The organism is Streptomyces galbus (assembly GCF_005280195.1).
Classification (GTDB): domain Bacteria; phylum Actinomycetota; class Actinomycetes; order Streptomycetales; family Streptomycetaceae; genus Streptomyces; species Streptomyces galbus.
On the sequence record NZ_SZPR01000031.1, the window covers coordinates 234,365 to 256,568 of the forward strand.

16 protein-coding genes are annotated in these 22,204 nt (G+C 73.7%); 3 read left to right on the forward strand and 13 right to left on the reverse strand.

Features of this window, described 5'->3' with window-relative positions; all coding sequences use genetic code 11:
• Positions 1–53: 53 nt before the first annotated feature.
• Complete coding sequence (locus E4U92_RS31715) at positions 54–980, reverse strand: proline dehydrogenase family protein (RefSeq protein ID WP_137303873.1); 927 nt, start codon at positions 978–980, stop codon at positions 54–56.
• A gap of 143 nt (positions 981–1,123) precedes the next feature.
• Between E4U92_RS31715 and E4U92_RS31720 the strand changes: the two genes are divergently transcribed.
• On the forward strand, positions 1,124–2,326 hold the full coding sequence (locus E4U92_RS31720) for a PucR family transcriptional regulator (RefSeq protein ID WP_174864095.1): 1,203 nt from the start codon (positions 1,124–1,126) through the stop codon (positions 2,324–2,326).
• A gap of 89 nt (positions 2,327–2,415) precedes the next feature.
• Here E4U92_RS31720 and serA read toward each other — a convergent pair whose 3' ends face one another.
• The 6 genes from serA to E4U92_RS31750 all read right to left on the reverse strand — a co-directional run bounded on the left by serA (position 2,416) and on the right by E4U92_RS31750 (position 12,448).
• The gene (serA, locus tag E4U92_RS31725) at positions 2,416–4,005 is read right to left on the reverse strand and encodes a phosphoglycerate dehydrogenase (protein WP_137303875.1); all 1,590 of its coding nucleotides are present in this window, start codon (positions 4,003–4,005) and stop codon (positions 2,416–2,418) included.
• A gap of 228 nt (positions 4,006–4,233) precedes the next feature.
• A complete protein-coding gene (gene ilvC, locus E4U92_RS31730) occupies positions 4,234–5,232 on the reverse strand; it encodes a ketol-acid reductoisomerase (protein WP_137303876.1) in 999 nt (332 codons plus the stop codon).
• 118 nt (positions 5,233–5,350) lie between these two features.
• Entirely contained in the window at positions 5,351–5,875 is a 525-nt protein-coding gene (gene ilvN, locus E4U92_RS31735) for an acetolactate synthase small subunit (RefSeq protein ID WP_067238881.1), read from the reverse strand.
• 29 nt (positions 5,876–5,904) lie between these two features.
• Positions 5,905–7,752: an acetolactate synthase large subunit gene (locus tag E4U92_RS31740; RefSeq protein WP_174864098.1), complete on the reverse strand. Its 1,848-nt coding sequence runs from the start codon at positions 7,750–7,752 to the stop codon at positions 5,905–5,907.
• A gap of 231 nt (positions 7,753–7,983) precedes the next feature.
• Complete coding sequence (locus tag E4U92_RS31745; protein ID WP_168725234.1) at positions 7,984–11,076, reverse strand: putative bifunctional diguanylate cyclase/phosphodiesterase; 3,093 nt, start codon at positions 11,074–11,076, stop codon at positions 7,984–7,986.
• A gap of 397 nt (positions 11,077–11,473) precedes the next feature.
• Complete coding sequence (locus tag E4U92_RS31750) at positions 11,474–12,448, reverse strand: 2-hydroxyacid dehydrogenase (protein WP_137303879.1); 975 nt, start codon at positions 12,446–12,448, stop codon at positions 11,474–11,476.
• A gap of 74 nt (positions 12,449–12,522) precedes the next feature.
• Here E4U92_RS31750 and E4U92_RS31755 point away from each other — a divergent pair, with 74 nt between their 5' ends.
• Entirely contained in the window at positions 12,523–13,524 is a 1,002-nt protein-coding gene (locus tag E4U92_RS31755; RefSeq protein WP_137303880.1) for an aldo/keto reductase, read from the forward strand.
• 147 nt (positions 13,525–13,671) lie between these two features.
• Positions 13,672–14,826, forward strand: a complete 1,155-nt coding sequence (locus E4U92_RS31760; protein ID WP_137303881.1) for a PQQ-dependent sugar dehydrogenase — start codon at positions 13,672–13,674, stop codon at positions 14,824–14,826.
• Here the strand turns inward: E4U92_RS31760 and E4U92_RS31765 are convergent.
• From E4U92_RS31765 to E4U92_RS31790, 6 genes are all read right to left on the reverse strand, one after another.
• A complete protein-coding gene (locus E4U92_RS31765) occupies positions 14,819–15,013 on the reverse strand; it encodes a DUF6191 domain-containing protein (protein ID WP_137303882.1) in 195 nt (64 codons plus the stop codon). The two genes, E4U92_RS31760 and E4U92_RS31765, sit on opposite strands and share 8 nt — an antisense overlap.
• A 47-nt stretch (positions 15,014–15,060) precedes the next feature.
• Positions 15,061–18,186 carry a helix-turn-helix transcriptional regulator gene (locus E4U92_RS31770; protein WP_137303883.1) on the reverse strand — a complete coding sequence of 1,042 codons (3,126 nt, stop codon included), beginning with the start codon at positions 18,184–18,186 and terminating at the stop codon, positions 15,061–15,063.
• Between the two features lie 62 nt (positions 18,187–18,248).
• Positions 18,249–18,476, reverse strand: a complete 228-nt coding sequence (locus E4U92_RS31775) for a hypothetical protein (RefSeq protein WP_137303884.1) — start codon at positions 18,474–18,476, stop codon at positions 18,249–18,251.
• A 195-nt stretch (positions 18,477–18,671) separates the two neighbouring features.
• Complete coding sequence (locus E4U92_RS31780) at positions 18,672–19,235, reverse strand: hypothetical protein (RefSeq protein WP_137303885.1); 564 nt, start codon at positions 19,233–19,235, stop codon at positions 18,672–18,674.
• Between the two features lie 35 nt (positions 19,236–19,270).
• On the reverse strand, positions 19,271–21,502 hold the full coding sequence (locus E4U92_RS31785) for an MMPL family transporter (RefSeq protein WP_137303886.1): 2,232 nt from the start codon (positions 21,500–21,502) through the stop codon (positions 19,271–19,273).
• A gap of 224 nt (positions 21,503–21,726) precedes the next feature.
• Complete coding sequence (locus E4U92_RS31790) at positions 21,727–22,107, reverse strand: hypothetical protein (RefSeq protein WP_229863014.1); 381 nt, start codon at positions 22,105–22,107, stop codon at positions 21,727–21,729.
• Positions 22,108–22,204: the final 97 nt, after the last annotated feature.

Genomic DNA, 22,204 nt, shown 5'->3' on the forward strand with positions numbered 1-22,204 from the left:
GGTTCCGTAACTCCTTGCGTGAGCGGTGTTGCGAGCGGGGGTGCGGTGCGGGCTCAGCCCTTGCTGACCATCGAGCGGGCGAAGAAGCGCAGGTTCGCCGGCTTCTCCGCGAGACGGCGCATGAAGTAGCCGTACCAGTCGGTGCCGTAGGCGGTGTAGACGCGCATGCGGTGGCCCTCGGCGGCCAGCCGCAGGTGCTCCTCGCCGCGGATGCCGTACAGCATCTGGAACTCGTACTCGTCGAGCTTGCGGCCGGCGCGCCGGGCCAGCTCCTGGGCGATGGAGATCAGCCGCGGGTCGTGGGACCCGATCATCGGGTAGCCCTCACCCTCCATCAGGATGCGCAGGACCCGGACGTACGCCTTGTCGATCTCGTGCTTCTGCTGGTACGCGACCTCGGCGGGCTCCTTGTAGGCGCCCTTGACCAGGCGGACCCGGCTGCCGGCCTCGGCCAGGCGGCGGGCGTCGGCCTCGGTGCGGAAGAGGTACGCCTGGATGACGCAGCCGGTCTGCGGGAAGTCCTTCCGCAGCTCCTCGTGGATGGCGAACATCGAGTCGAGGGTGGTGTGGTCCTCGGCGTCGAGCGTGACGGTGGTGCCGATCGCGGCGGCGGCCTCCACGACGGGGCGGACGTTGGCGAGGGCCAGCTCGTGGCCGCCGTCGAGCGCCTGGCCGAACATGGAGAGCTTCACCGACATCTCGACCTTGTCGCCGAGGCCGAGCGGCGCGATCCGCTCGATCAGTTCCAGGTAGGCGTCCCGGGCGGCCGAGGCCTGCTCCGGGGTGGTGATGTCCTCGCCGACGACGTCCATCGTCAGCTCCAGGCCCTTGGCCGTCAGCTCCTCCACGATGGGGACGATGTCGTCCACCGTCTCGCCCGGGATGAAGCGGTCGACGACCTGCTTGGTCACCGGGGCCGCCGAGATCAGGCGTCGCATCCGGTCGCTGCGCGACGCGGCGAGAATCACGGGACCCAGCACGGGGCACCTCCATCGAACGTGCATCAGGGGGCCGTCGGCCGACAGGGCGGCCACGGCACGGAGAACCACCGTGAAACCTAAGGATCCCTCCGATCCTGGGCCATCGACAGCTGTCACGCATCCGTGCCGGAGTTCTCAGACAGATGTATGAAGAGGCTGCCGGTGTGCGGGACAATACCGGGGTGACGTCCGAGTACAGGGGTGACTACCAGGAGCTGGTCGACGAGATCTCCGAGCTGCTCGGCGCCCCCGCGACCCTGGAGAACCGCGACTTCGAGCTGATCGCGTTCGGCGCCTACGACAGCGAGGACGACCTCGACCCGTCGGCGCTCGACCCGGTCCGCACCCGCTCGATCCTCACCCGGCGCTCCACGGCCGCCGTCCGGGCCTGGTTCGAGGGCTTCGGCATCACCCGCGCCACCGGCCCGGTGCGCATCCCGCCGACCCCGGAGGCCGGGGTGTACCGCGGGCGGATCTGCCTGCCGGTGCGCCACCGGGGGGTCGTCCTCGGCTACGTCTGGCTGCTGGACTCCGAGCCGGGCCCCTCGGACGCGCAGCTCGCCGCCGCGATGGAGGTCACGGCGCGGATCGGCGCGCTGCTCGCCGACGAGGTGCAGCACGGGGCCGACCTGACGCGCGAGCTGCGGGCGGTGCTGACCGCCGGGTCGGGCTGGCAGCGCGACATGGCGGTGGCCGAGCTGCGCACCGCCCTCGGGCCCCGCGCGGACGGCCCCCACACGCTGGTCTGTGTCGCGCCCTGGCCGTCGGCCGACCCGGACGACGCGCCGTCGGTGCGGACGGTGCCGCACGCCACCGCGCTGTGCACCGTGCCGTGGGGCGCGGCCGGCCAGAGCCTCGCGGTGCTGGTGCGGCTGCGCTCGGCGGACGTGCGGACCCCGGCGGTGACGGCGGCGAACCGGCTGCTCGGGTCCGGGGCCCGCGCGGCCGGCGTCGGCGAGCCGGGCACCGGCCTGGCCGGTCTGGGCGCGTCCTGGACCCAGGCCGCGGCCGCGGCCCGCGCCGCCCTGGCCGAGCCCCGGCTGGGCCCGGTCGCCGAGTGGTCCGGCATCGGCCCGTACCGGCTGCTGACCCGCCTGCCCGCGGACGCGCCCCGCGACCCGGCGGTGGCCCCGCTGCTGACCCCGGCCCACCGGGAACTGGCCCGCACGGCGGAGGTCTACCTCGACGGCGCGGGCCAGGCGGGCCGCACGGCCGCCGCGCTGGGCATCCACCGCCAGACCCTCTACTACCGCCTGTCCCGCGTCGAGCAGCTCACCGGCCTCGACCTCGACGACGGCGAGGACCGCCTGCTGCTGCACATGGCGCTCAAGGCGGCCCGGCTGTAGGGGGTGTCTCGTCGATCGGGCCGGGAACGCCGGACGCCGGGCGGTCCGAGGACGGGCCTCGGTCCGCCCGGCGTCCGGGACGGGGTGGGTCAGACCAGGTTCACCGAGCGGGCCGACGTGGCGCCGATCTCCGCCGCGACCTCGGTCAGCACACCGGGCGTCACCGTGTCGTCCACGGTGAGCACCGCCAGCGCCTCGCCGCCGACCGCCGCGCGGGCGACCTGCATGCCGGCGATGTTGATGCCCGCCTCGCCGAGGATGCGGCCGACGGTGCCGACGACGCCGGGACGGTCCTCGTAGCGCAGCACCACCATGTGGTCGGCGAGCGCCAGGTCCACGTCGTACTCGCCGACGGCGACGATCTTCTGGACGTTCTTCGGGCCGGCCAGCGTGCCGGAGACCGACACCTCCTCGCCGCCCGCGAGGGTGCCGCGCACGGTGACGACGTTGCGGTGGTCGGCCGACTCCGAGCTGGTGGTCAGGCGGACCTCGACGCCGCGCTCCTGCGCGAACAGCGGGGCGTTGACGTAGGACACGGTCTCGGCGACGACGTCCTCGAAGACACCCTTGAGCGCGGACAGCTCCAGCACCTTCACGTCGTGCTGGGTGATCTCGCCGTACACCTCGACGTCGAGGCGGACCGCGACCTCGCCCGCGAGGGCGGTGAAGATCCGGCCGAGGCGCTCGGCGAGCGGCAGGCCCGGCTTGACGTCCTCGGCGATGACACCGCCCTGCACGTTCACCGCGTCGGGCACCAGCTCGCCGGCGAGCGCGAGGCGCACCGACCGCGCGACGGCGATGCCGGCCTTCTCCTGCGCCTCGTCGGTCGACGCGCCGAGGTGCGGGGTGGCCACGACCTGGTCGAACTCGAACAGCGGGGAGTCGGTGCAGGGCTCCTTGGCGTACACGTCGAGGCCGGCGCCGGCGACGCGGCCCTCCTTCAGCGCCGAGTACAGCGCCTCCTCGTCGACGATCCCGCCGCGCGCGGCGTTGACGATGCGCACGCTCGGCTTGACCTTGCGCAGCGCCTCGTCGCCGATGAGGCCCACCGTCTCGGGGGTCTTGGGCAGGTGGACGGTGATGAAGTCGGAGACCTCGAGCAGCTCGTCCAGCGACAGCACCTTGACGCCCATCTGGGCGGCGCGCGCGGGCTGCACGTAGGGGTCGTAGGCGACGACCTTCATGCCGAACGCGGACATGCGCTGCGCGACGAGGGCGCCGATCCGCCCCAGACCCACGACACCGAGGGTCTTCTCGGCGAGCTCGACGCCCGTGTACTTGCTGCGCTTCCACTCGCCGTTCTTCAGCGCGGCGTTGGCCTGCGGGATGTTGCGGGCCGTGGCGAGGATCAGACCGCAGGCCAGCTCGGCGGCGGTCACGATGTTGGAGGTCGGCGCGTTGACGACCATCACGCCGGCCTTGGTGGCGGCGGAGACGTCGACGTTGTCCAGGCCGACGCCGGCCCGTGCGACGACCTTCAGCTTGCGGGCCGCGGCGATCGCCTCGGCGTCGACCTTGGTGGCCGAGCGGATCAGGATGGCGTCGACCTCGGCGATGGCCGGGAGCAGTTCGGCTCGGTCCGCTCCGTTGCAGTGCCTGATCTCGAAGTCCGGGCCGAGGGCGTCCACAGTCGCGGGCGACAGCTCTTCAGCGATGAGTACGACAGGTTTCGAGCTCACGTGAGTCCTCACAGATGCAATGCGGACGGCCGTCCCGACGGCCGCAGGCGGTGGAGGGGCTAGCCGCGTGGAGACGCACGACGCTGTGGGCCTGACGCGTATGTAGTACGGCAGTGTAGTGGCGCGGCGGTGCGCGTCCTGCGCCTCTGCGGAAGGATCACCCGTCCGTGATGCGACGGGTTGGACAACGGGGCCGGAGCGGTCCGCTCCGGCCCCGTCACCCGAGGCTCACGCCTCTTCGTCGACCCAGCTCATCAGCTTGCGGAGCTGCTTGCCGGTGGTCTCCAGCAGGTGCTCGGAGTCCTGCCGCTTGTACTCGTTGTACTTCTTCAGGCCGCCGTGGTACTCGTCCATCCACTGCTGCGCGAAGGAGCCGTCCTGGATCTCCGCGAGGACCTTCTTCATCTCGGCCTTGGTGGCGTCGGTGATGATCCGCGGGCCGGTGACGTAGTCGCCCCACTCGGCGGTCTCGGAGATCGACCAGCGCATCTTCTCCAGGCCGCCCTCGTACATGAGGTCCACGATCAGCTTCAGCTCGTGCAGGCACTCGAAGTAGGCGATCTCCGGCTGGTAGCCGGCCTCGGTCAGCGTCTCGAAGCCCGCCTTGACCAGCGCGGCCGTACCACCGCACAGGACGGCCTGCTCACCGAACAGGTCGGTCTCGGTCTCCTCGGTGAAGGTGGTCTTGATGACGCCGGCGCGGGTGCCGCCGATGCCCTTGGCGTACGACAGGGCCAGCGCGAAGGCGTTGCCGGTGGCGTCCTGCTCGACGGCCGCGATGCACGGGACGCCGCGGCCCTCCTCGTACTGGCGGCGCACCAGGTGGCCCGGGCCCTTGGGGGCGACCATGCAGACGTCCACGCCGGCCGGGGGCTTGATGAACCCGAAGCGGATGTTGAAGCCGTGGCCGAAGAACAGGGCATCGCCGTCGTTCAGGTGCGGGGCGATGGACTCCTCGTAGACCTGGCCCTGGATCGGGTCCGGCACCAGGATCATGATGACGTCGGCCTCGGCGGCGGCCTCGGCCGGGGTCACCACGCGCAGGCCCTGCTCCTCGGCCTTCGCCCGGGACTTGGAGCCCTCGTGCAGGCCGACCCGCACGTCGACACCGGAGTCGCGCAGCGACAGGGCGTGGGCGTGGCCCTGGCTGCCGTAGCCGATGACCGCGACCTTGCGGCCCTGGATGATGGACAGGTCGGCGTCAGCGTCGTAGAACAGCTCGGCCACTTTGCGTTCACTCCTTGGGTACGGGTGTTGCGTCCCACCGTATGACGGCGGGGGGAGGGGAGGTTCGGGGGTCTCGGTATCCGGGCGGCCGGTGATCGCCGGCCGCCCGGAGGTGTTCTCAGGCGGACCGGTCGAGCGCGCGCAGCGAGCGGTCCGTGATCGAACGGGCACCGCGGCCGATCGCGATCGTGCCGGACTGGACGAGCTCCTTGATGCCGAACGGCTCCAGCATCTTGAGCATGGCGGACAGCTTGTCGCTGCTGCCGGTGGCCTCGATGGTCACGGCCTCCGGGGAGACGTCCACGGTCTTGGCGCGGAACAGCTGGACGATCTCGACGATCTGGGAGCGCGTCTCGTTGTCGGCGCGCACCTTCACCAGAACGAGTTCGCGCTGGACGGCCTGTGACGGCTCCAGTTCGACGATCTTCAGCACGTTGACGAGCTTGTTGAGCTGCTTGGTGACCTGCTCCAGCGGCAGGTCGTCGACGCTCACCACGATGGTGATGCGGGAGATGTCGGGGTGCTCGGTGACACCGACCGCGAGCGAGTCGATGTTGAAGCCGCGCCGGGAGAACAGGGCGGCGATCCGGGCGAGGATGCCCGGCGTGTTCTCCACCAGGACGGAGAGCGTGTGCTTGGACATGGTGTTCTGCTCTTCCTTGCCGGTCGCGGTCAGTCGTCTTCGCCGTCGCCGAAGTCCGGGCGGACGTCCCGGGCGGCCATGATCTCGTCGTTGGAGGTGCCGGCGGCGACCATCGGCCACACCATCGCGTCCTCGTGGACGATGAAGTCGATGACCACCGGGCGGTCGTTGATGCTGTTGGCCTCTTCGATGACCTTGTCGAGGTCGGCGGGGTCCTCGCAGCGGATCGAGTAGCAGCCCATGGCCTCCGACAGCTTCACGAAGTCGGGGACGCGGGTGCCGCGGGCCTGCGGGTTGACGTCGTCGGGCCCGGAGTGCAGCACCGTGTTGGAGTAGCGCTGGTTGTAGAACAGGGTCTGCCACTGGCGGACCATCCCGAGGGCGCCGTTGTTGATGACCGCGACCTTGATCGGGATGTTGTTCAGGGCGCAGGTGGTGAGCTCCTGGTTGGTCATCTGGAAGCAGCCGTCGCCGTCGATCGCCCACACCGTCTGCTGCGGCGCGCCGGCCTTGGCACCCATCGCGGCCGGGACCGCGTAGCCCATGGTGCCCGCGCCGCCGGAGTTCAGCCAGGTGGCGGGCTTCTCGTACGTGATGAAGTGCGCGGCCCACATCTGGTGCTGGCCGACGCCCGCCGTGAAGATCGTGCCCTCCGGGGCGAGGCGGCCGATGCGCTCGATGACCTGCTGCGGGGAGAGCGAGCCGTCCGCGGGCAGGTCGTAGCCCAGCGGGTAGGTCGAGCGCCAGCGGTCGAGGTCCTTCCACCAGGCGCCGTAGTCGCCGCGGTGGCCCTCGGCGTGCTCCTTCTGGACCGCCTGCACCAGGTCGGCGATGACCTCGCGGGCGTCACCGACGATCGGCACGTCGGCGGCGCGGTTCTTGCCGATCTCGGCCGGGTCGATGTCCGCGTGGACGATCTTGGCGAACGGCGCGAAGCTGTCCAGCTTGCCGGTGACGCGGTCGTCGAAGCGGGCGCCGAGGGCGACGATCAGGTCGGCCTTCTGCAGCGCGGTGACGGCGGCGACGGAGCCGTGCATGCCCGGCATCCCCAGGTGCTGCGGGTGGCTGTCGGGGAACGCGCCCAGCGCCATGAGGGTGGTGGTGACGGGCGCGCCGGTCAGCTCGGCGAGGACCTTCAGCTCGGCGGTGGCCTGCGCCTTCAGCACGCCGCCGCCGACGTAGAGCACGGGCCGCCTGGCGGCGGTGATCAGCTTCGCGGCCTCGCGGATCTGCTTGGCGTGCGGCTTGGTCACCGGCCGGTAGCCGGGCAGGTCCAGGACCGGCGGCCAGGAGAAGGTGGTCTGCTTCTGCAGGATGTCCTTGGGGATGTCGACCAGGACCGGACCGGGGCGGCCGGTGGAGGCGATGTGGAACGCCTCCGCGATCACCCGGGGGATGTCCTCGCCCTTGGTCACCAGGAAGCTGTGCTTGGTGATCGGCATGGTGATGCCGACGATGTCCGCCTCCTGGAAGGCGTCGGTGCCGATCGCCGAGGAGACCACCTGGCCGGTGATCGCGACCAGCGGCACGGAGTCCATCTGCGCGTCGGCGATCGGGGTCACCAGGTTGGTGGCGCCCGGTCCCGAGGTCGCCATGCAGACGCCGACCTTGCCGGTGGCCTGCGCGTAGCCGGTGGCCGCGTGGCCGGCGCCCTGCTCGTGGCGGACCAGGATGTGGCGGACCTTGGTGGAGTCCATCAGCGGGTCGTACGCCGGGAGGATCGTGCCGCCGGGGATGCCGAACACCGTGTCGACACCGACCTCCTCGAGCGAACGGATGAGGGACTGCGCACCCGTGACGTGCTCGGGGGCGGACTGGTGTCCTCCGGATCGGGGCCGCGGCTGCGGGTGAGGGGCCCCGGTGGCCTGCTCGGTCATCGGCATTCTCTTCTCGATGCTGAGGGTTTTTGCGAGGTTCGGGCGGGGTTCGGCTGCCGCACGACAGGTATCCGTGCAACAAAAAACCCCTCGTGCCGTAAGGCAAGCGAGGGGAGCGCGCCGGGTGGAGGTCGCTGAGCGGTGGAGGGCTCAGCGTCAGCCGACGCGCTGTCCAAGTACGAGAATTCGGGTGCGCATGGCACTGACCCTCCCCCCGACGCGCACCACGTGTCAAGTGGGTGGGACGGGCGTCTCATCATGTGAGCAGAGGGCGGTCCCACCACCGAGGACGGCGGTGACCCCTCCGGTGTACCGCAGGGCCGCGCCGCCCGCGAGCGCCGGTTCGGCCGTGCCCTGCGGCACCGGACAGCGCCCGGCGCGCAGCGAGCGGCGCAGCCGGTACTCGTCCAGCGGGCCCGAGAAGGCCATGCCCTGGCCGTGGGTGCAGCCCATCGCGCGCAGGGCGACGACCTGTTCGGGCAGGTCCACGCCCTCGGCCACGGACTGCAGCCCCAGGTCGGCGGCGATCCTCAGCAGCCCGCTGGTGATCTTGTGCAGCCGGGCGGACTCGACGACGCCCTCGACCAGACCGCGGTCGAGCCGCAGCACGTCCACGGGGAGCCTGCGCAGCGCCGTGAGCGCGCCGTAGCCGCTGCCGAAGGCGTCCAGCGCGACGCGCACCCCGTGCCGGCGCAGGGCGCCCAGGCGGCGCTCCAGCTCGTCGAAGGAGACCCGCGGGTCGAGGTCGGTGACCTCGACGACGAGCGAGCCCGACGGCAGGCCGTGCCGGGTCAGCAGGGCCTCCACGGAGCCGGGCGGCATCGACCGGTCCACCAGCCGCCGCGCGCCCATGCGCACGCCCACCGGGGCGCTCAGGCCGGCCGCGGCCCGCTCGGCGGCCTGCGCGACGGCCTTCTCCAGCATCCAGCGGCCCAGCTCCGCGGTGCGGTCGCCGTCCTCGGCCACCCGCAGGAACTCCGCGGGCGTGAACAGCACGCCCTGGGAGGACCGCCAGCGCGCCTCGGCGGTGACCGCGGTGATCCGGCCGTCGGCCAGGCGCACCACGGGCTGGTGCAGCAGCGTGAACTCGCCGTCGTGCAGGGCGGCCCGCAGCCGGGTGGCCAGCTCCGCCTTGCGGACGACGTCCTGCTGCATCTGCGGCTTGTACAGCTCGACGCGGCCCTTGCCGGCCGCCTTGGCCCGGTACATCGCGAGGTCGGCGTTGCGCAGGAGCTCGCCCGCGCCGAGGCCCGGCTCGGCGAAGGCCACGCCGATGGAGGCGGCGACCCGGACGTCGGAGCCGTCGATGTCGTAGGGCTGGGAGAGGGTGAGTCTGAGGCGGTCGGCGAGCTCCAGGATGTGCCGTTCGCGTGCGCCGCGGTCGCGGGTGGTGTCGCCGACGATCAGGGCCGCGAACTCGTCGCCGCCGAGCCGCGAGGCGGTGTCGCCCTGGCGGACCGCATCCTGCAGGCGGCGGGCGGCCTGGACGAGCAGGGCGTCGCCGGCCTGGTGCCCGATGGTGTCGTTGACCGCCTTGAAGCCGTCGAGGTCGATGAAGAGCACGGCGGTGTTGCGCAGGGCGGTGCCCCGGTCGGAGCTGCGGCGGCCGGACAGGGCGTGCTGGACGCGCCGGGTGAACAGGGCGCGGTTGGGCAGGTCGGTGAGCGGGTCGTGCTCGGCGTTATGCTGCAACTGCGCCTGGAGGCGGACGCGTTCGGTCACGTCACGGCAGTTGAAGATGAGGCCGCCGTGGTGGCGGTTGACGGTGGACTCGACGTTGAGCCAGCCCCCGCCGCTCCCGGCGTCGCCCGGCCGGGCGGCGCCCCCGCCGCCGGACCGGAAGCCGCCGGACCGGAAGCGGCACTCGATGCGGGTGGTGGGTTCCTCGGCGGGGTCGGCGGCGAGGAAGCGGCGCAGTTCGTGCACCACGCAGCCGAGGTCCTCCGGGTGGATCAGACCGGCCAGTTCGGTGCCGACCAGTTCCTCGGCGGGGCGGCCGTAGACCCCGGCGGCGGCCGGGGAGACGTAGCGCAGGACGCCGCTGGGGGCGGCGATCATGATGACGTCGCTGGAGCCCTGCACCAGGGAGCGGAAGTGGTTCTCCTTCTGCGCCAGTTCCTGGGTGAGGGTGATGTTGTCCAGCAGCATGATGCCCTGGCGCACCACGAGGGCCAGGACGACGGCCCCGCCGGTGATCAGGACGACGCGGTCGACGCTGCGGCCGTTGAGCACGTTGTAGAGGATGCCCAGCGTGCAGACGGCGGCGGCGAGGTACGGCGTGAGGGCGGCCAGGGAGCCGGTGATCGGCCGGGTGGCCGGGTAGCGACCGGGGTCGCCGCCCGGGGCCGCCGGCGCCTGGACCGCAGGGTGCGCCGGGGCCGCGGCCGGGGCGTGCGGGGTGCCGGTGCGCTGTCCGGGCAGGTGCTCGTGGACCACGCGCGTGTGCCCCTCGCGCGCCGCCTGGCGGCGGGCGTGGCGGGTGGAGGCCCACGGGGCGTACGCGAGCAGCAGGGAGCCCGCGAACCAGCCGGCGTCCAGGAGCTGGCCCGAGCGGTAGTTGTTGTGCAGCAGCGGGGAGGTGAACAGGGCGTCGCACATCACGGTGAGGGCGAGTGCCCCGATCGCGGTGTTCACCGCCGTGCGGTTCACGGTCGAGCGCCGGAAGTGCAGCACCAGCACCATGCTCACCAGGGCGATGTCCATCAGCGGGTACGCCAGGGACAGCGCGGCGTGCGCGACGCTGGGTCCGTCGAACCGGGCGGCCTGGGCGAGCGCGAGGCTCCACGACAGGGTGAGCAGCGAGCCGGCGATCAGCCAGGCGTCCAGGGCGAGGCAGACCCATCCGGCCTTGGTCATGGGCCGGGTGGCGAGCACCAGCAGGCCGACGATGGCCGGCGGGGCGAAGCACAGGAAGAACAGGTCGGCGTAGGAGGGGCTGGGCACGGGCCGCCGCAGGACGACCTCGTACCATCCCCAGACGCCGTTGCCGAGGGCCGCCATCGCCGAGGAGAGGGCGAACAGCAGCCAGGCCGGTCGAAAGCGCACCCGGCGGGTGCGCGCGTAGAGGAAGCAGGAGACGGCCGCGGTGCCGGCCGCGGCGGCCAGCCCGAAGTCGCCCATGACCAGGGCGAGTCGCTCGGAGCCCCAGTCGAGTGCGGAGCCGACGGCGTATCCCGCGCAGACCAGGGCCAGCAGCATCTGGTGGACCAGGCCGGGCCGCAGGGGCGCGGAGGGCCGGGGTCCGACCGGGGCGGCGCCCACCGGGGGCCGCTCCCTCGGCGTCCCGTCGAGCACGGGCGTGGAGGTCGACGTCGGCGAGGTCACCGGGGCCTCCTGGCGCGCGCCGGCCCCGGGTCCCGCAGGGCCCGGTGGACCGGGTGGGTCTGCCGGCGACGGCCGCCCGGCCGGCGGGGGTGACTGGTCCGTGCGCCCTGAAGGCCGGGAGGTGCGCCGTGGGCGCGTCTGCGCGCCGTCGTGCGCCAGGGTCGCCGCCGACGGCTCCGCCGCGTCGGGTCGTTCGTCCATAGGCCGTGCATCGCCCGTCGCCCCCCTGCAGTCTGAAATGTCCGTCCCCGGCGCCGAACGTGCACGGCGCAGCCCCTGTCGGGACGATACACCAGGATCGTCACTCAGGGACATAGTTCCTCTACGCTCAGTGACGACCAGCGGCGACGCGCGCACGGACCGCGTACGGGGGACTGCGGAGGGTGCCCGGAGCGGCTCAGTCGCTCGCCGCGCCCGTCGTCAGGATCACGTTCCGCAGCGGCTCCCGGTTCACGTACCGGCCCAACTGGTCCACCAGCAGCCGCTCGGCGCGGGGCAGGAAGGCGGAGGTGGGGCCGCCGACGTGCGGGCTGATGAGCACACCGGGCGCCTGCCACAACGGGTGGCCGGGCGGCAGCGGTTCGGGGTCCACGACGTCCAGGGCGGCGGTGACGCGGCCGCTCTCCAGGGCGGCGAGCAGGGCGTCGGTGTCGACGACGGCCCCGCGGGCGACGTTGACCAGGAGCGCGCCCTGCTTCATCCGGGCCAGGAAGTCCTTGTCCACCAGGCCGCGGGTGGCCTCGGTGAGCGGGGTGGACAGGATGACGACGTCCGCGTCGGGGAGCAGGGCGGGCAGATCGGCGATCGGGTGCACCGGACCGCGCTCCGTGGTGCGCGCGGAGCGCGCGACGCGCACCACCCGCGCGAGTTCGAACGGCGCGAGCCGGTCCTCGACGGCGGCGCCGATCGAGCCGTAGCCGACGATCAGCACGCTCCGGTCGGCGAGCGCGGGGTGGAAGGCGCTCTGCCAGCGCCCCTCCTGCTGCGCCCGCACGAACCCGGGGATGCCGCGCAGCGAGGCCAGGGTGAGGGCGACGGCCAGTTCGGCGGTGCTCGCCTCGTGCACCCCGCGGGCGTTGCACAGGCTGACGCCGGCGGGCAGGTCGGACAGGTGGCCGGTGATGTCGTCGACGCCCGCGCTGAGGGTCTGCACCACGCGGACGTTGCGCAGCAGCGGCAGCGGTCGCACCTTCACGGACTGCCGCTTGAGGTAGGGCACGACGTAGACGGCGCAGTCCGCCGGGTCCCCGGGGAAGGGCTGGGTGCCGTCGTCCCCGCCGTCGTAGAAGAGGTAGTTGGGGCCCTCGGGCAGGCCGTCGATGCCGTCGGGCGGGAGCGGGAGCCATACGTCTCGGGGCGCGTCGTGGGTCATGCCAGGAGGCTATGTCAGGGGCGTGCGGGCGCAGAGGTTAGGTTGGGGGTCGGCACAGGGAGGGTCACGGGCAGGTGGAGCGCAGGACGATCGGCGCGGGGGCGCTCGCGGTGGGGGCCGTCGGACTCGGGTGCATGCCGATGAGCTGGGCGTACAGCGCGTCGCGGCAGCGGGGCGAGGAGTCGCTGAGGGCCGTGCACCGGGCGCTAGACCTGGGTGTCTCGCTGCTCGACACGGCCGACATGTACGGCCCGTTCACCAACGAGCTTTTGCTGGGGCGGGCGTTGAAGGAGCGGCGGCAGGACGCGTTCGTGTCGACGAAGGTCGGCCTGCTCATCGGTGAGCAGCACATCGTGGCCAACGGCCGCCCCGGGTACGTCAGGAGGGCCTGCGACGCCTCGCTGCGCCGGCTGCAGACCGATGTGATCGACCTCTACCAGTTGCACCGCGCCGACCCCGAGGTGCCCGTCGAGGAGACCTGGGGCGCCATGGCGGACCTGGTGCGGGCGGGCAAGGTGCGGGCGCTCGGGCTGTGCGCGGTCGGCGTGCGGGGCGGCCGCCGCACGCCGGGGCCCCGCTTGTACGACGCCACGCTGCGCCAGCTGGGACGGGTGCAGCAGGTCTTCCCGGTGAGCGCGGTCGAGGCCGAGCTGTCGGTGTGGTCGCCCGAGGCGCTGGACGCGCTGCTGCCGTGGTGCGAGGAGCGGGGTGTGGGGTTCCTCGCGGCGATGCCCCTGGGGAACGGTTTCCTCACCGGCACCCTCAGGCCCGGCGCGGGCTTCGAGCCCGAGGACCTGCGCGCCCGGCACCCCCGCTTCACGGCCGAGATGATGGCCGCGAACCAGCCCGTCGTGGCGGGTCTGCGCCGGATCGCCCGCCGCCACGGCGAGGACGTCACCGCCGCGCAGGTGGCGCTGGCCTGGGTGCTGTCCCGGGGGCGGCACGTCATACCGGTGCCGGGCACCAAGCAGGAGCGGTGGGTCGCGCAGAACGCGGCGGCGGCCGGCCTGCGGCTCACGCCGGAGGACCTGGCGGAGATCGACGGGCTGCCCGCCGCGCAGGGGTCCTGGGACTGACACCGGCGGGCTTCCGGGCCCCCGGCACGCGACGCGTCGGCGTCCGTTCCGCCGCCCCGGAGCGGTTCGCTGTGCGGTGATCGGGAACCCGGGGAGCCGCGCGCGGTGTATGACAGGGAGAACCCGCCGCGTCGAAGGGACGAGATCGTGCAACGTCGAGCCGTACCGGCCGTGTTGGCCGTGAGCGCGCTGCTGCTGACGGCCGGCTGCTCCGCCGGCGACGGGGGCGCGCCGGACACCGGCCGCACCTCGGCCGGGACCGCTCCGGCGCGGTCCGCGTCCCCGAGCCCGGCCGAGCCGACGCCACCGGCGAAGGGCACGGTGAAGGTGGTCCGCACGGTCACCGGGGGCCTGGACACACCGTGGGGCCTCGCCCCGGTCCCGGACGGCGACCTGCTGGTCTCCTCCCGCGACGGGGGCACGATCACCCGGATCGACGCGGACACCGGCCGCAGGACCGAGCTGGGCGAGGTCGCGGGCGTGGAACCGGACGGCGAGGGCGGCCTGCTGGGCATCGCCCTGTCCCCCGACTACGCCTCGGACCACATGATCTACGCGTACCTCACGTCGGCGTCGGACAACCGCGTGGTCCGGATGCTGTACGACGACAAGAAGCCGGCCGGCGAGCAGCTCGGCGCGCCCGACACGGTCTTCAAGGGCATCCCCAAGGGAGTGATCCACAACGGCGGCCGGATCGCCTTCGGACCCGACCGGATGCTCTACGTCGGCACCGGCGAGACCGGCGAGCGGGGGCTGGCCCAGGACAAGGACTCCCTGGCCGGCAAGATCCTGCGCCTGACGCCCGAGGGCGAGCCGGCCCCGGGCAACCCGTTCGGCTCCCCGGTGTACTCCTACGGCCACCGCAACGTGCAGGGCCTGGCCTGGGACGACAGGCAGCGGCTGTTCGCTTCGGAGTTCGGGCAGGACACCTGGGACGAACTGAACGCGATCAAGCCGGGCGGCAACTACGGCTGGCCCGAGGCCGAGGGCAGGAGCGACGACGCGGCGTACCAGAACCCGGTCGCCCAGTGGCACACCGACGACGCCTCCCCCAGCGGCCTCGCCTACGCCCGGGGCTCCCTGTGGACGGCGGGGCTGAAGGGGCAGCGCCTGTGGCGCATCCCGCTCGAGGGCACCCGGGCGTCCGCGGCCCCGCAGGACTTCCTCCAGGGTGAGTACGGGCGGCTGCGGACGGTGGTGGCCGCCGGCGGGGACAAGCTGTGGCTGACCACGAGCAACACGGACGGGCGGGGGACGCCGAAGAAGGGCGACGACCGGATTCTGGAGCTGGAGGTCAGCTAGGGGGTGTCTCCTCCCCCGAGCCGTCCTGCTCGGGCGGGCGGACGACCACCGTCCCGGAGGCGAGGTCTATCGGTCCCCGGCCGGGATCGGCGTCGCCGACGTCCTCGCGGGTCAGCTCCAGGCGGTTCTGCTCGTCCCGGGTGTGCTTGCGCCCCGGCGCGAACAGGTCCTCGAAGGCGTTGAACATCGCGCTTCCTCCCGCGTCCGGGGGCGGCGCCGGGGTCCGGCGCCGTCTCAGCCCGCCACCAGCCTCCCCTCCACCTCCGGCGGGAACAAGCCCAGGCGGTGGGCGAGGGCCGCCGCCTCGCCCCGGCCGGAGACGCCCAGCTTGCCGAGGATGTGGGAGACGTGGACGCCGGCCGTCTTCGGGGAGATGAACAGTTCCTCCGCTATCTGCCGGTTGGTGCGCCCGGCGCAGACCAGGCGCAGCACCTCGCGCTCGCGGTTGGTCAGGCCGTGCGGGTCGGCGGGGGCGGCCCCGCCCAGGGCGGGGAGGCGGGCGCGCTGCGCGAGCCGGGTCGCGGCGTCGGCGAGGGGGCGGGCACCGAGGTGCTCGGCGACCGCGAGGACCAGGCGCAGGAGTTCGGTGGCACGGGCGCGCTCGTCGCCGCGGTCGCCGTCGTGGTCGTGGCTGCCGCGGTCCTGGTCCTGGTCGTCGCTGCCGCCGTGGCCGTCCCGGTCGGGGCCGCCGCCGTCGCGGTCGCCGCCCGTGGCCAGGAGGGCCTCGGCCAGCCGGAGGCGGGTGCGGGCCAGGTCGTAGGGGCGTTCCAGCCCTTCGAAGGCGGTGACCACCGCGCTCCACTCCCCCGGGTCGCCGCGGCCCTCGGCGCGCGCCAGTTCGGCGCGCACCCAGTCCTGGTGGGCCCGCCACAGCGGGACGGCCGCGGTGAGTGCCTTGGCGGTGCGGCGCAGGGCGGCGGTGCGGCCGGGGTCGGGTGAGGGGGCGCCGGCCTCCACGGCGGCCGCGGTGACCAGGAGCGGCCAGCCGTAGCGCTCGGCACCGGGCGGGAAGCCGGCCGCGAGGACCCGGTCGAGGTGGGCGCGCGCCCGGTCGGGGCGGCCCTCGGCGGCGTCGAGGCCGATCGCGACCCGGGTCAGGGGCAGCTCGTGCTGCGCGGCGTCCTCCTGCGCCCGGAACAGGTCGCGGGCCACGGCGAGATGCCGGCGCGCCTCCTCCCGTTCGCCCCGCTCGAAGGCGAGTTCGGCGCGGACCGTGGCCAGGAAGCCGCGGGTGGTGGCGCCCTGGCCGACCTGCCCGGCGGTGAGGGCGCGGTCGGCCTCGTCCCAACGGCCCAGCGACATCAGGGACTCGGCGAGGTTCCCCCACACCCAGCCCTCGCTGTCGGACAGGCAGTGGCGCCGGGCGAAGGCGACGCCCTCCTCCAGGAGGGGCACGGCGGTGCGGGAGCGGCCGATCGCCTCCAGTCCGGAGGGCAGGTTGACGTAGACGTTCAGCGCCACGGTCGGGATGTCCTCGGCGAGCGCGCGTTCCTTGACCTCGTGCAGCGCGCTGAGGCCGGTCTCGGTGTGGCCGGAGGCGAGCTGGAGGGTGCCGAGGATCTGGCGGGCGTTGAGCTCGGTCTCGCGGGCGCCGACCATGCGGGCGTACTCGACGGCCCGTTCGGCGGCGCGGAAGGCGTCCGGTCCGGGCGCGTGGATCATCGCCCAGTTGGCGACCTGGACGAGGACCTCGGCGTGCACCCGGCCGGGCGGCAGGCCGCGCACGCACTCCTCGGCCCGGGACAGCTCCGCCCGGCCGTCCCCCCGGCCTACCTGCCGCGTCAGCCGGGCGCACTGGATCCAGAACCACGCCGAGCGCAGCGGGTCGTGCTCCTCCTCCAGCAGCCGCAGCGCCCGCCGGGCGGTCTTCAGGGCGCGCTCGCGCTCCCCGCACAGCCGGCCGGCGACGGTGGCCTCGGCCATCAGGTCGAGGTAGCGGGGCGGGGTCCCGGACGCGTGGCGGCCGTCGGGGTCCGCCGCGGGCCGGGCCGGCGGCGGGGGCGGGTAGGACTCGGGGTGGTCCATGGGGCTCAGCCGGGCGCGGACCTCCTCGGGGGCGGTGTCCCACAGTTCCATTGCCCGCTCCAGGAGGCGCAGTTGCTCGCTGTGGGCGTGGCGGGCGCGGGCCTGGACGGACGCGTCGAGGACGGCGGGCAGGGCCTTGGCCGGGTCGTGGGCGCGGTACCAGTGGCTGGCCAGCCGCATGGCCCGCTCGTCGGCCGGGACGAGCCCCGGGTCGTCCTCCAGGGCCTCGGCGTAACGGCGGTTGAGGCGGGAGCGCTCACCGGGCAGCAGGTCGTCGCTGACGGCCTCGCGGACCAGGGAGTGGCGGAAACGGTAGCCGTCGCCGTCGGGTGTGGCGAGGAGCAGGTTGGCGTTGACGGCCGCCCGCAGCGCCGCCAGCAGGTCGTCCTCGCCGAGCCGGGCGACGGCGGCCAGCAGCCGGTACTCGACGGTGGAGCCGCCCTCGGCGACGATCCGCGCCACCCGCTGGGCGCTCTCGGGCAGCGCCTCGACCCGGACGAGCAGCAGGTCGCGCAGGGAGTCGGTCAGTCCCGTGCGGCAGCCCTGGCGGGCGGCGACGGCGAGTTCCTCGACGAAGAAGGCGTTGCCGTCGGAGCGTTCGAAGATCGCGTCGACCTGCGCGGGGTCGGGGTCGGCGGCGAGGATGCCGGCGACCTGCCGCTCGACCTCGGCGCGGGTGAACCTGCCGAGGTCGATGCGGTGGACGGTGCGCAGCCGGTCGAGTTCGGCGAGCAGCGGGCGCAGCGGGTGGCGGCGGTGGATGTCGTCGCTGCGGTAGGTGGCGAGGACGACGAGGCGGCCGGTGCGCACGGTGCGCACCACGTACGACAGCAGGTGGCGGGTGGAGGCGTCGGCCCAGTGCAGGTCCTCCAGGGCGACGACGACGGTGCGTTCGGCGGCGACGCGCTCCAGCAGCCGCACGGTGAGCTCGAAGAGGCGGGCGGTGCCCTCCTCGTCGTGGCGGCCGGTGCCGGGCTGGGCGAACTCCGGGAGCAGCCGGGCGAGCTCCTCCTCCTGGCCCGCGGCGGCGGCGGCCAGGTCGTCGGGCAGGGCGCGGTGCAGGGCGCGCAGCGCGGTGGAGAAGGGGGCGAACGGCAGCCCGTCGGCGCCGATCTCGACGCAGCCGCCGACCGCGACGACGGCGCCGGAGCGGGCGGCCGCGGCGGTGAACTCCTCGACGAGCCGGGTCTTGCCCACCCCGGCCTCGCCGCCGAGGAGCAGCGCCTGCGGCTCGCCCGCGGCGGCCCGGGCGAGCGCGTCGTCGAGGGTGCCCAACTCGGCGGCGCGGCCCACGAACACGGGGGAGACGGACCTGGTCTGCACGGGCCCGAGCATGACACAGGGCCCCGGCGCCGCCCCGGTGATTTCTTCGGGGAGGGCCGGGGCCGCGGGGGCGTTCACGCGGTGCGGGCGGACCGCAGCCGCCAGGGGCGGCGGGTATGGCCGGTACCGCCGGTACCGCCGGTATCGGACCGGCCGGTGTCGCCCTCGCGGGCGGCGGTGCGTCCGGCGGCCTCGCGCCGGGCGGTCCGGCGGCCGCGGAGGGCCTCGCGGGCGAGCCGCTCGCGGTCGGCCTGGCGGATGAGTTCGGCGGAACGGAGCTGCTGGATCTCGTACTCGTACATGCGGTCCCCTCGAGGAGTGTGTCGGCTTCGCTCGGTTGCGATGCCTCCACCTTCGTCTCCGAGGCGGGTCCGCCACATCGGGAGAGTTCCGCATCTTCGCGACGGCGCGGTGCCTTAGACGCGCGTGAGGGGCCCCGGACCCGGCGTAAGGCAGGTACGCCGGGGCCTAAGACCCCTCCCCGGGACGGAGCCGGTTCAGCTCGCGGGCGGCAGTCCGAGCAGGGCGTCGCTGTACTTCAGCACGGCCAGCAGCAGGCCGATCACGCCGAGCGCGACACCGGCCCAGGCGACCGACTTGATCCAGGGCGCCTGCGGCCTGCCGGGGGCGCCGAAGGCCGGGCGGACCAGCACGACGGCGGCGGTGACCAGCGCGACCAGCGCGAACAGGCCGGCCCACAGCGCGGTGGTGTGCCAGGCGTCGCCGTAGACCTCCTTGATCTGCTGGGAGACGCTCGCCGTGGAGGAGGTCTTCAACTGGCCGACCAGGGTCTCGCGGGCGGCGGCCACGGTGCCCGTCCAGTTGCCGGTGAGGGAGACGATGCCGAGCGCGACGGAGACGACGGCCCCGGCGCCCTGTCCGACGCCGGAGGGCCCGGCCGCCTCGGCGTCCGTCTCGGCGTCGGCGTCGGCGTCCGCGCCGGCCCCGCTCGCGTCCTCGGTGGCGGCGTCCTCGGTGGTGCCGTCCTCGCTGGCGGCCTCCTCGGTGGCGGCGCCCTCGGTGCGGGCGTCCTCGGCGGTCTGGTCAGTCGTGGTTTCCATGCCTGGCACCGTACGGACGCTCTCTGAGAGGTTGCTTAATGATCGTTGCGAGGGCCGCGCACGGCCGCGTCGATCTCCTCGACCTCGGCCACGACGTCGGTGAGCCGGTCCAGGGCGGCGGCGCGGCACTCGGGCGGTTCGATGCTGATGCGGGGCAGCCGGCGCTCCAGCCAGCCGGGCAGCCACCAGTTGGCGTCGCCCAGCAGGTGCATCAGGGCCGGCACCAGCAGGGTGCGCAGGACGAAGGCGTCCAGGGCGACGGCGGCGGCGAGCGCGATGCCGAACATGGCGATCACCCGGTCGCCGCTGAGCACGAAGGCGAGGAAGACCGAGATCATGATGACCGCGGCGGAGTTGATGACCCGGCTGGTCTCGGCGAGCCCGACCCGGACGGCGCGCCGGTTGTCCCCGGTCTCCAGCCACTCCTCGTACATCCGGCTGACCAGGAAGACCTGGTAGTCCATGGACAGCCCGAACAGCACCGACACCATGATCACCGGGAGGAACGGCTCGATCGGGCCCGCCCGGCCGAGCCCGAGCAGCTCGCTCCCCCAGCCCCACTGGAAGACGGCCACGACCACCCCGAAGGAGGCGGCGACGGCGGCGACGTTCATCGCGGCGGCCTTGAGCGGGATGCCCACGGACCGGAAGGCCAGCAGGAGCAGCAGACAGCCGAGGCCGACGACGACGCCGACGAACAGCGGCAGCTTGCCGACGATCACGTCGGCGAAGTCGTCGTAGCCGGCGGTGATACCGCCGACCTGCACGTCCAGCGACGTGCCCGTCTCGGCGCGGGGCAGCACCTCCTGGCGCAGCCGGTCGACCAGCTCGCTGGTCCGCTGGGACTGCGGCGCGGAGTCGGGCACCACGGTGAGGCGGGCGGTCGTGCCGGCGGAGTCGTAGGTCACGGGGGTGACGGACGCGACGCCCTCGGTGGTGCGCAGGGTGGCGTCGAGGTTGTCCAGGGCGAGCCGGTCCTCGCCGCCCGCCACGCGCGTCACCAGGGTCAGCGGGCCGTTGACGCCCGGCCCGAAGCCGTCGGCGAGGAGGTCGTACGCCTGGCGGGTCGTCGTGGCCGTGGGGTCGTTGCCCTGGTCGGAGGTGCCCAGGCGCAGCCCCAGGGTGGGCAGCGCGAGGACGGTGACGACGGCGAGGGCGAGCGCGCCGAGCAGCTTGGGCCGACGCTCGACCAGCGCCGACCAGCGGGCCGCGAACCCGGTCGGGACCTCCGGTTCGGGCCCGTGCTCGGCGAGCCGGCGCCGCTCCCGGCGGCTCAGGGCGCACGGGCCGATGAAGGAGAGCAGGGCGGGCAGCAGGGTGACCGAGGCGGCGACCGTCAGCAGGACGGTGAGACAGGCGGCGACGGCGACGCCGTTGAGGAAGGTCAGCCGCAGGGTGAGCATGCCGAGCAGGGCGATGCACACGGTGGCGCCCGCGAAGACGACGGCGCGTCCGGTGGTGGCGACGGCGGTGGTGGCCGCCTCGGTGACGGACAGCCCGCGCTTGAGGCCGCGCCGGTGCCGGGTCACGATGAACAGCGCGTAGTCGATGCCGACGCCGAGCCCGATCAGCAGGCCGAGCATGGGTGCGAAGTCGGCGACGGTCATGGCGTGCCCGAGCAGCGCGATCCCGGCGTACGCGGTGCCGACGCCGACCAGGGCGGTGGCGATCGGCAGCAGCGAGGCGGCGAGCGAGCCGAAGGCGAGGAACAGCACGACGGCGGCGACGACCACGCCGACCACCTCGGCCAGGTGCCCGCCGGGGGCCTCGGTGAGGGACATGGCGCTGCCCCCCAGCTCCACCCGCAGCCCGTCGGACTCGGCGCCCTTGGCGGTGTCCACCACCGCCTGCGCCTCCCCCCGGCCGATGTCCTCGGCGCCGTCGGTGAAGGTGACGGTGGCGTAGGCCGTGCGGCCGTCGGCGCTGACGGCGCCGGTCCCCGGGTCGTACGGGCTGGTCACGGAGGCGATGCCCGGGAGGTCGGCGATACGGTCCAGTGCGCGGGTCATCGTCTGCTCGACGTCGGCGGCGCGCACCGAGCCGGAGCCGGTGTGCCAGACGACGGTGTCGGCGTCGCCGCCGAGCCCCGGGAAGCCCTTCTCCAGCAGCCGGGCCGCGTGGCCGGCCTCGGTGCCGGGGACCGCGTAGTCGTTGGAGTACGCGCTTCCCGCGACCGCGGCGGCGGCGCTCACCCCGCCGAGGGCGAACAGCCACAGCAGGACGGCGACGAGGCGGCGCTGGACACACCAGCGTGCGAGGGCTGCCACGAACGTGCTCCCGGGTGAATTGTGGATCTTTGGCCGGGAACAGTCGTCCATGAGCTGAACGGCCCGCAAAGAACGCATGAGCGATGCGAGGTCACTCTTCCAGGCGTTGGAGATCCTTTGCCGCGTTCGTGGGGCTTTTCACAGGAGTGGGAGCGGGATCACAGGACAACAACGCAATCGGTGTCAGTCGGCGTAAGCCCTGCATAAGCGGGGGACGGGCCGGATCAGTCGGACTGGTCCCCGACGGCCATCACCATCACACCGGCGATCAGCAGCCACAGGGCGCGGCGGGTGCGGCCGCGGGCGCCGAGGAGCGCGCCGAGGGCGCAGACGGCGGCCCCGAGGGCGTAGGCGGCGGGGACGAGCGCCGGGGCGGACCCGGTCAGGCGCAGCAGGGAGGCGGCGAGACCGGCCAGGGTCAGTACGGCACCCGCCGCGGTCGCCGTCCAGCGGGCCCGCCGGGCGTCCTCGACGGCGTACTCCCCGTCCCCGTCCCCGCCGCCGTCACCCTCCGGGCCGGCCAGGTCCCCGCCGTCGGCGTCGGCGTCGGTTCCGGCGTCGGCGCGTATGTGCTCGTGGGTGTCGGAGTCGGTACGTCCACTCATGGCGCGGGAGCGTACCCGGTCGGCCGCGCACGGGCACGGAGCGGGTGGTTCCGGGACGCCTGCGGCCCCGCCCGGGCGCGGGCGCCGGAGCCGATCC

What these genes read in the sequence shown, in the direction of transcription:
- E4U92_RS31720 (WP_174864095.1), top strand. Translation starts at nt 1,124, where the DNA reads ATGTATGAAGAGGCTGCCGGTGTGCGGGACAATACCGGGGTGACGTCC.
- ilvN (WP_067238881.1), bottom strand. Translation starts at nt 5,875, where the DNA reads ATGTCCAAGCACACGCTCTCCGTCCTGGTGGAGAACACGCCGGGCATC.
- E4U92_RS31740 (WP_174864098.1), bottom strand. Translation starts at nt 7,752, where the DNA reads ATGACCGAGCAGGCCACCGGGGCCCCTCACCCGCAGCCGCGGCCCCGA.
- E4U92_RS31750 (WP_137303879.1), bottom strand. Translation starts at nt 12,448, where the DNA reads ATGACCCACGACGCGCCCCGAGACGTATGGCTCCCGCTCCCGCCCGAC.
- E4U92_RS31765 (WP_137303882.1), bottom strand. Translation starts at nt 15,013, where the DNA reads ATGTTCAACGCCTTCGAGGACCTGTTCGCGCCGGGGCGCAAGCACACC.
- E4U92_RS31770 (WP_137303883.1), bottom strand. Translation starts at nt 18,186, where the DNA reads ATGCTCGGGCCCGTGCAGACCAGGTCCGTCTCCCCCGTGTTCGTGGGC.
- E4U92_RS31775 (WP_137303884.1), bottom strand. Translation starts at nt 18,476, where the DNA reads ATGTACGAGTACGAGATCCAGCAGCTCCGTTCCGCCGAACTCATCCGC.
- E4U92_RS31780 (WP_137303885.1), bottom strand. Translation starts at nt 19,235, where the DNA reads ATGGAAACCACGACTGACCAGACCGCCGAGGACGCCCGCACCGAGGGC.
- E4U92_RS31790 (WP_229863014.1), bottom strand. Translation starts at nt 22,107, where the DNA reads ATGAGTGGACGTACCGACTCCGACACCCACGAGCACATACGCGCCGAC.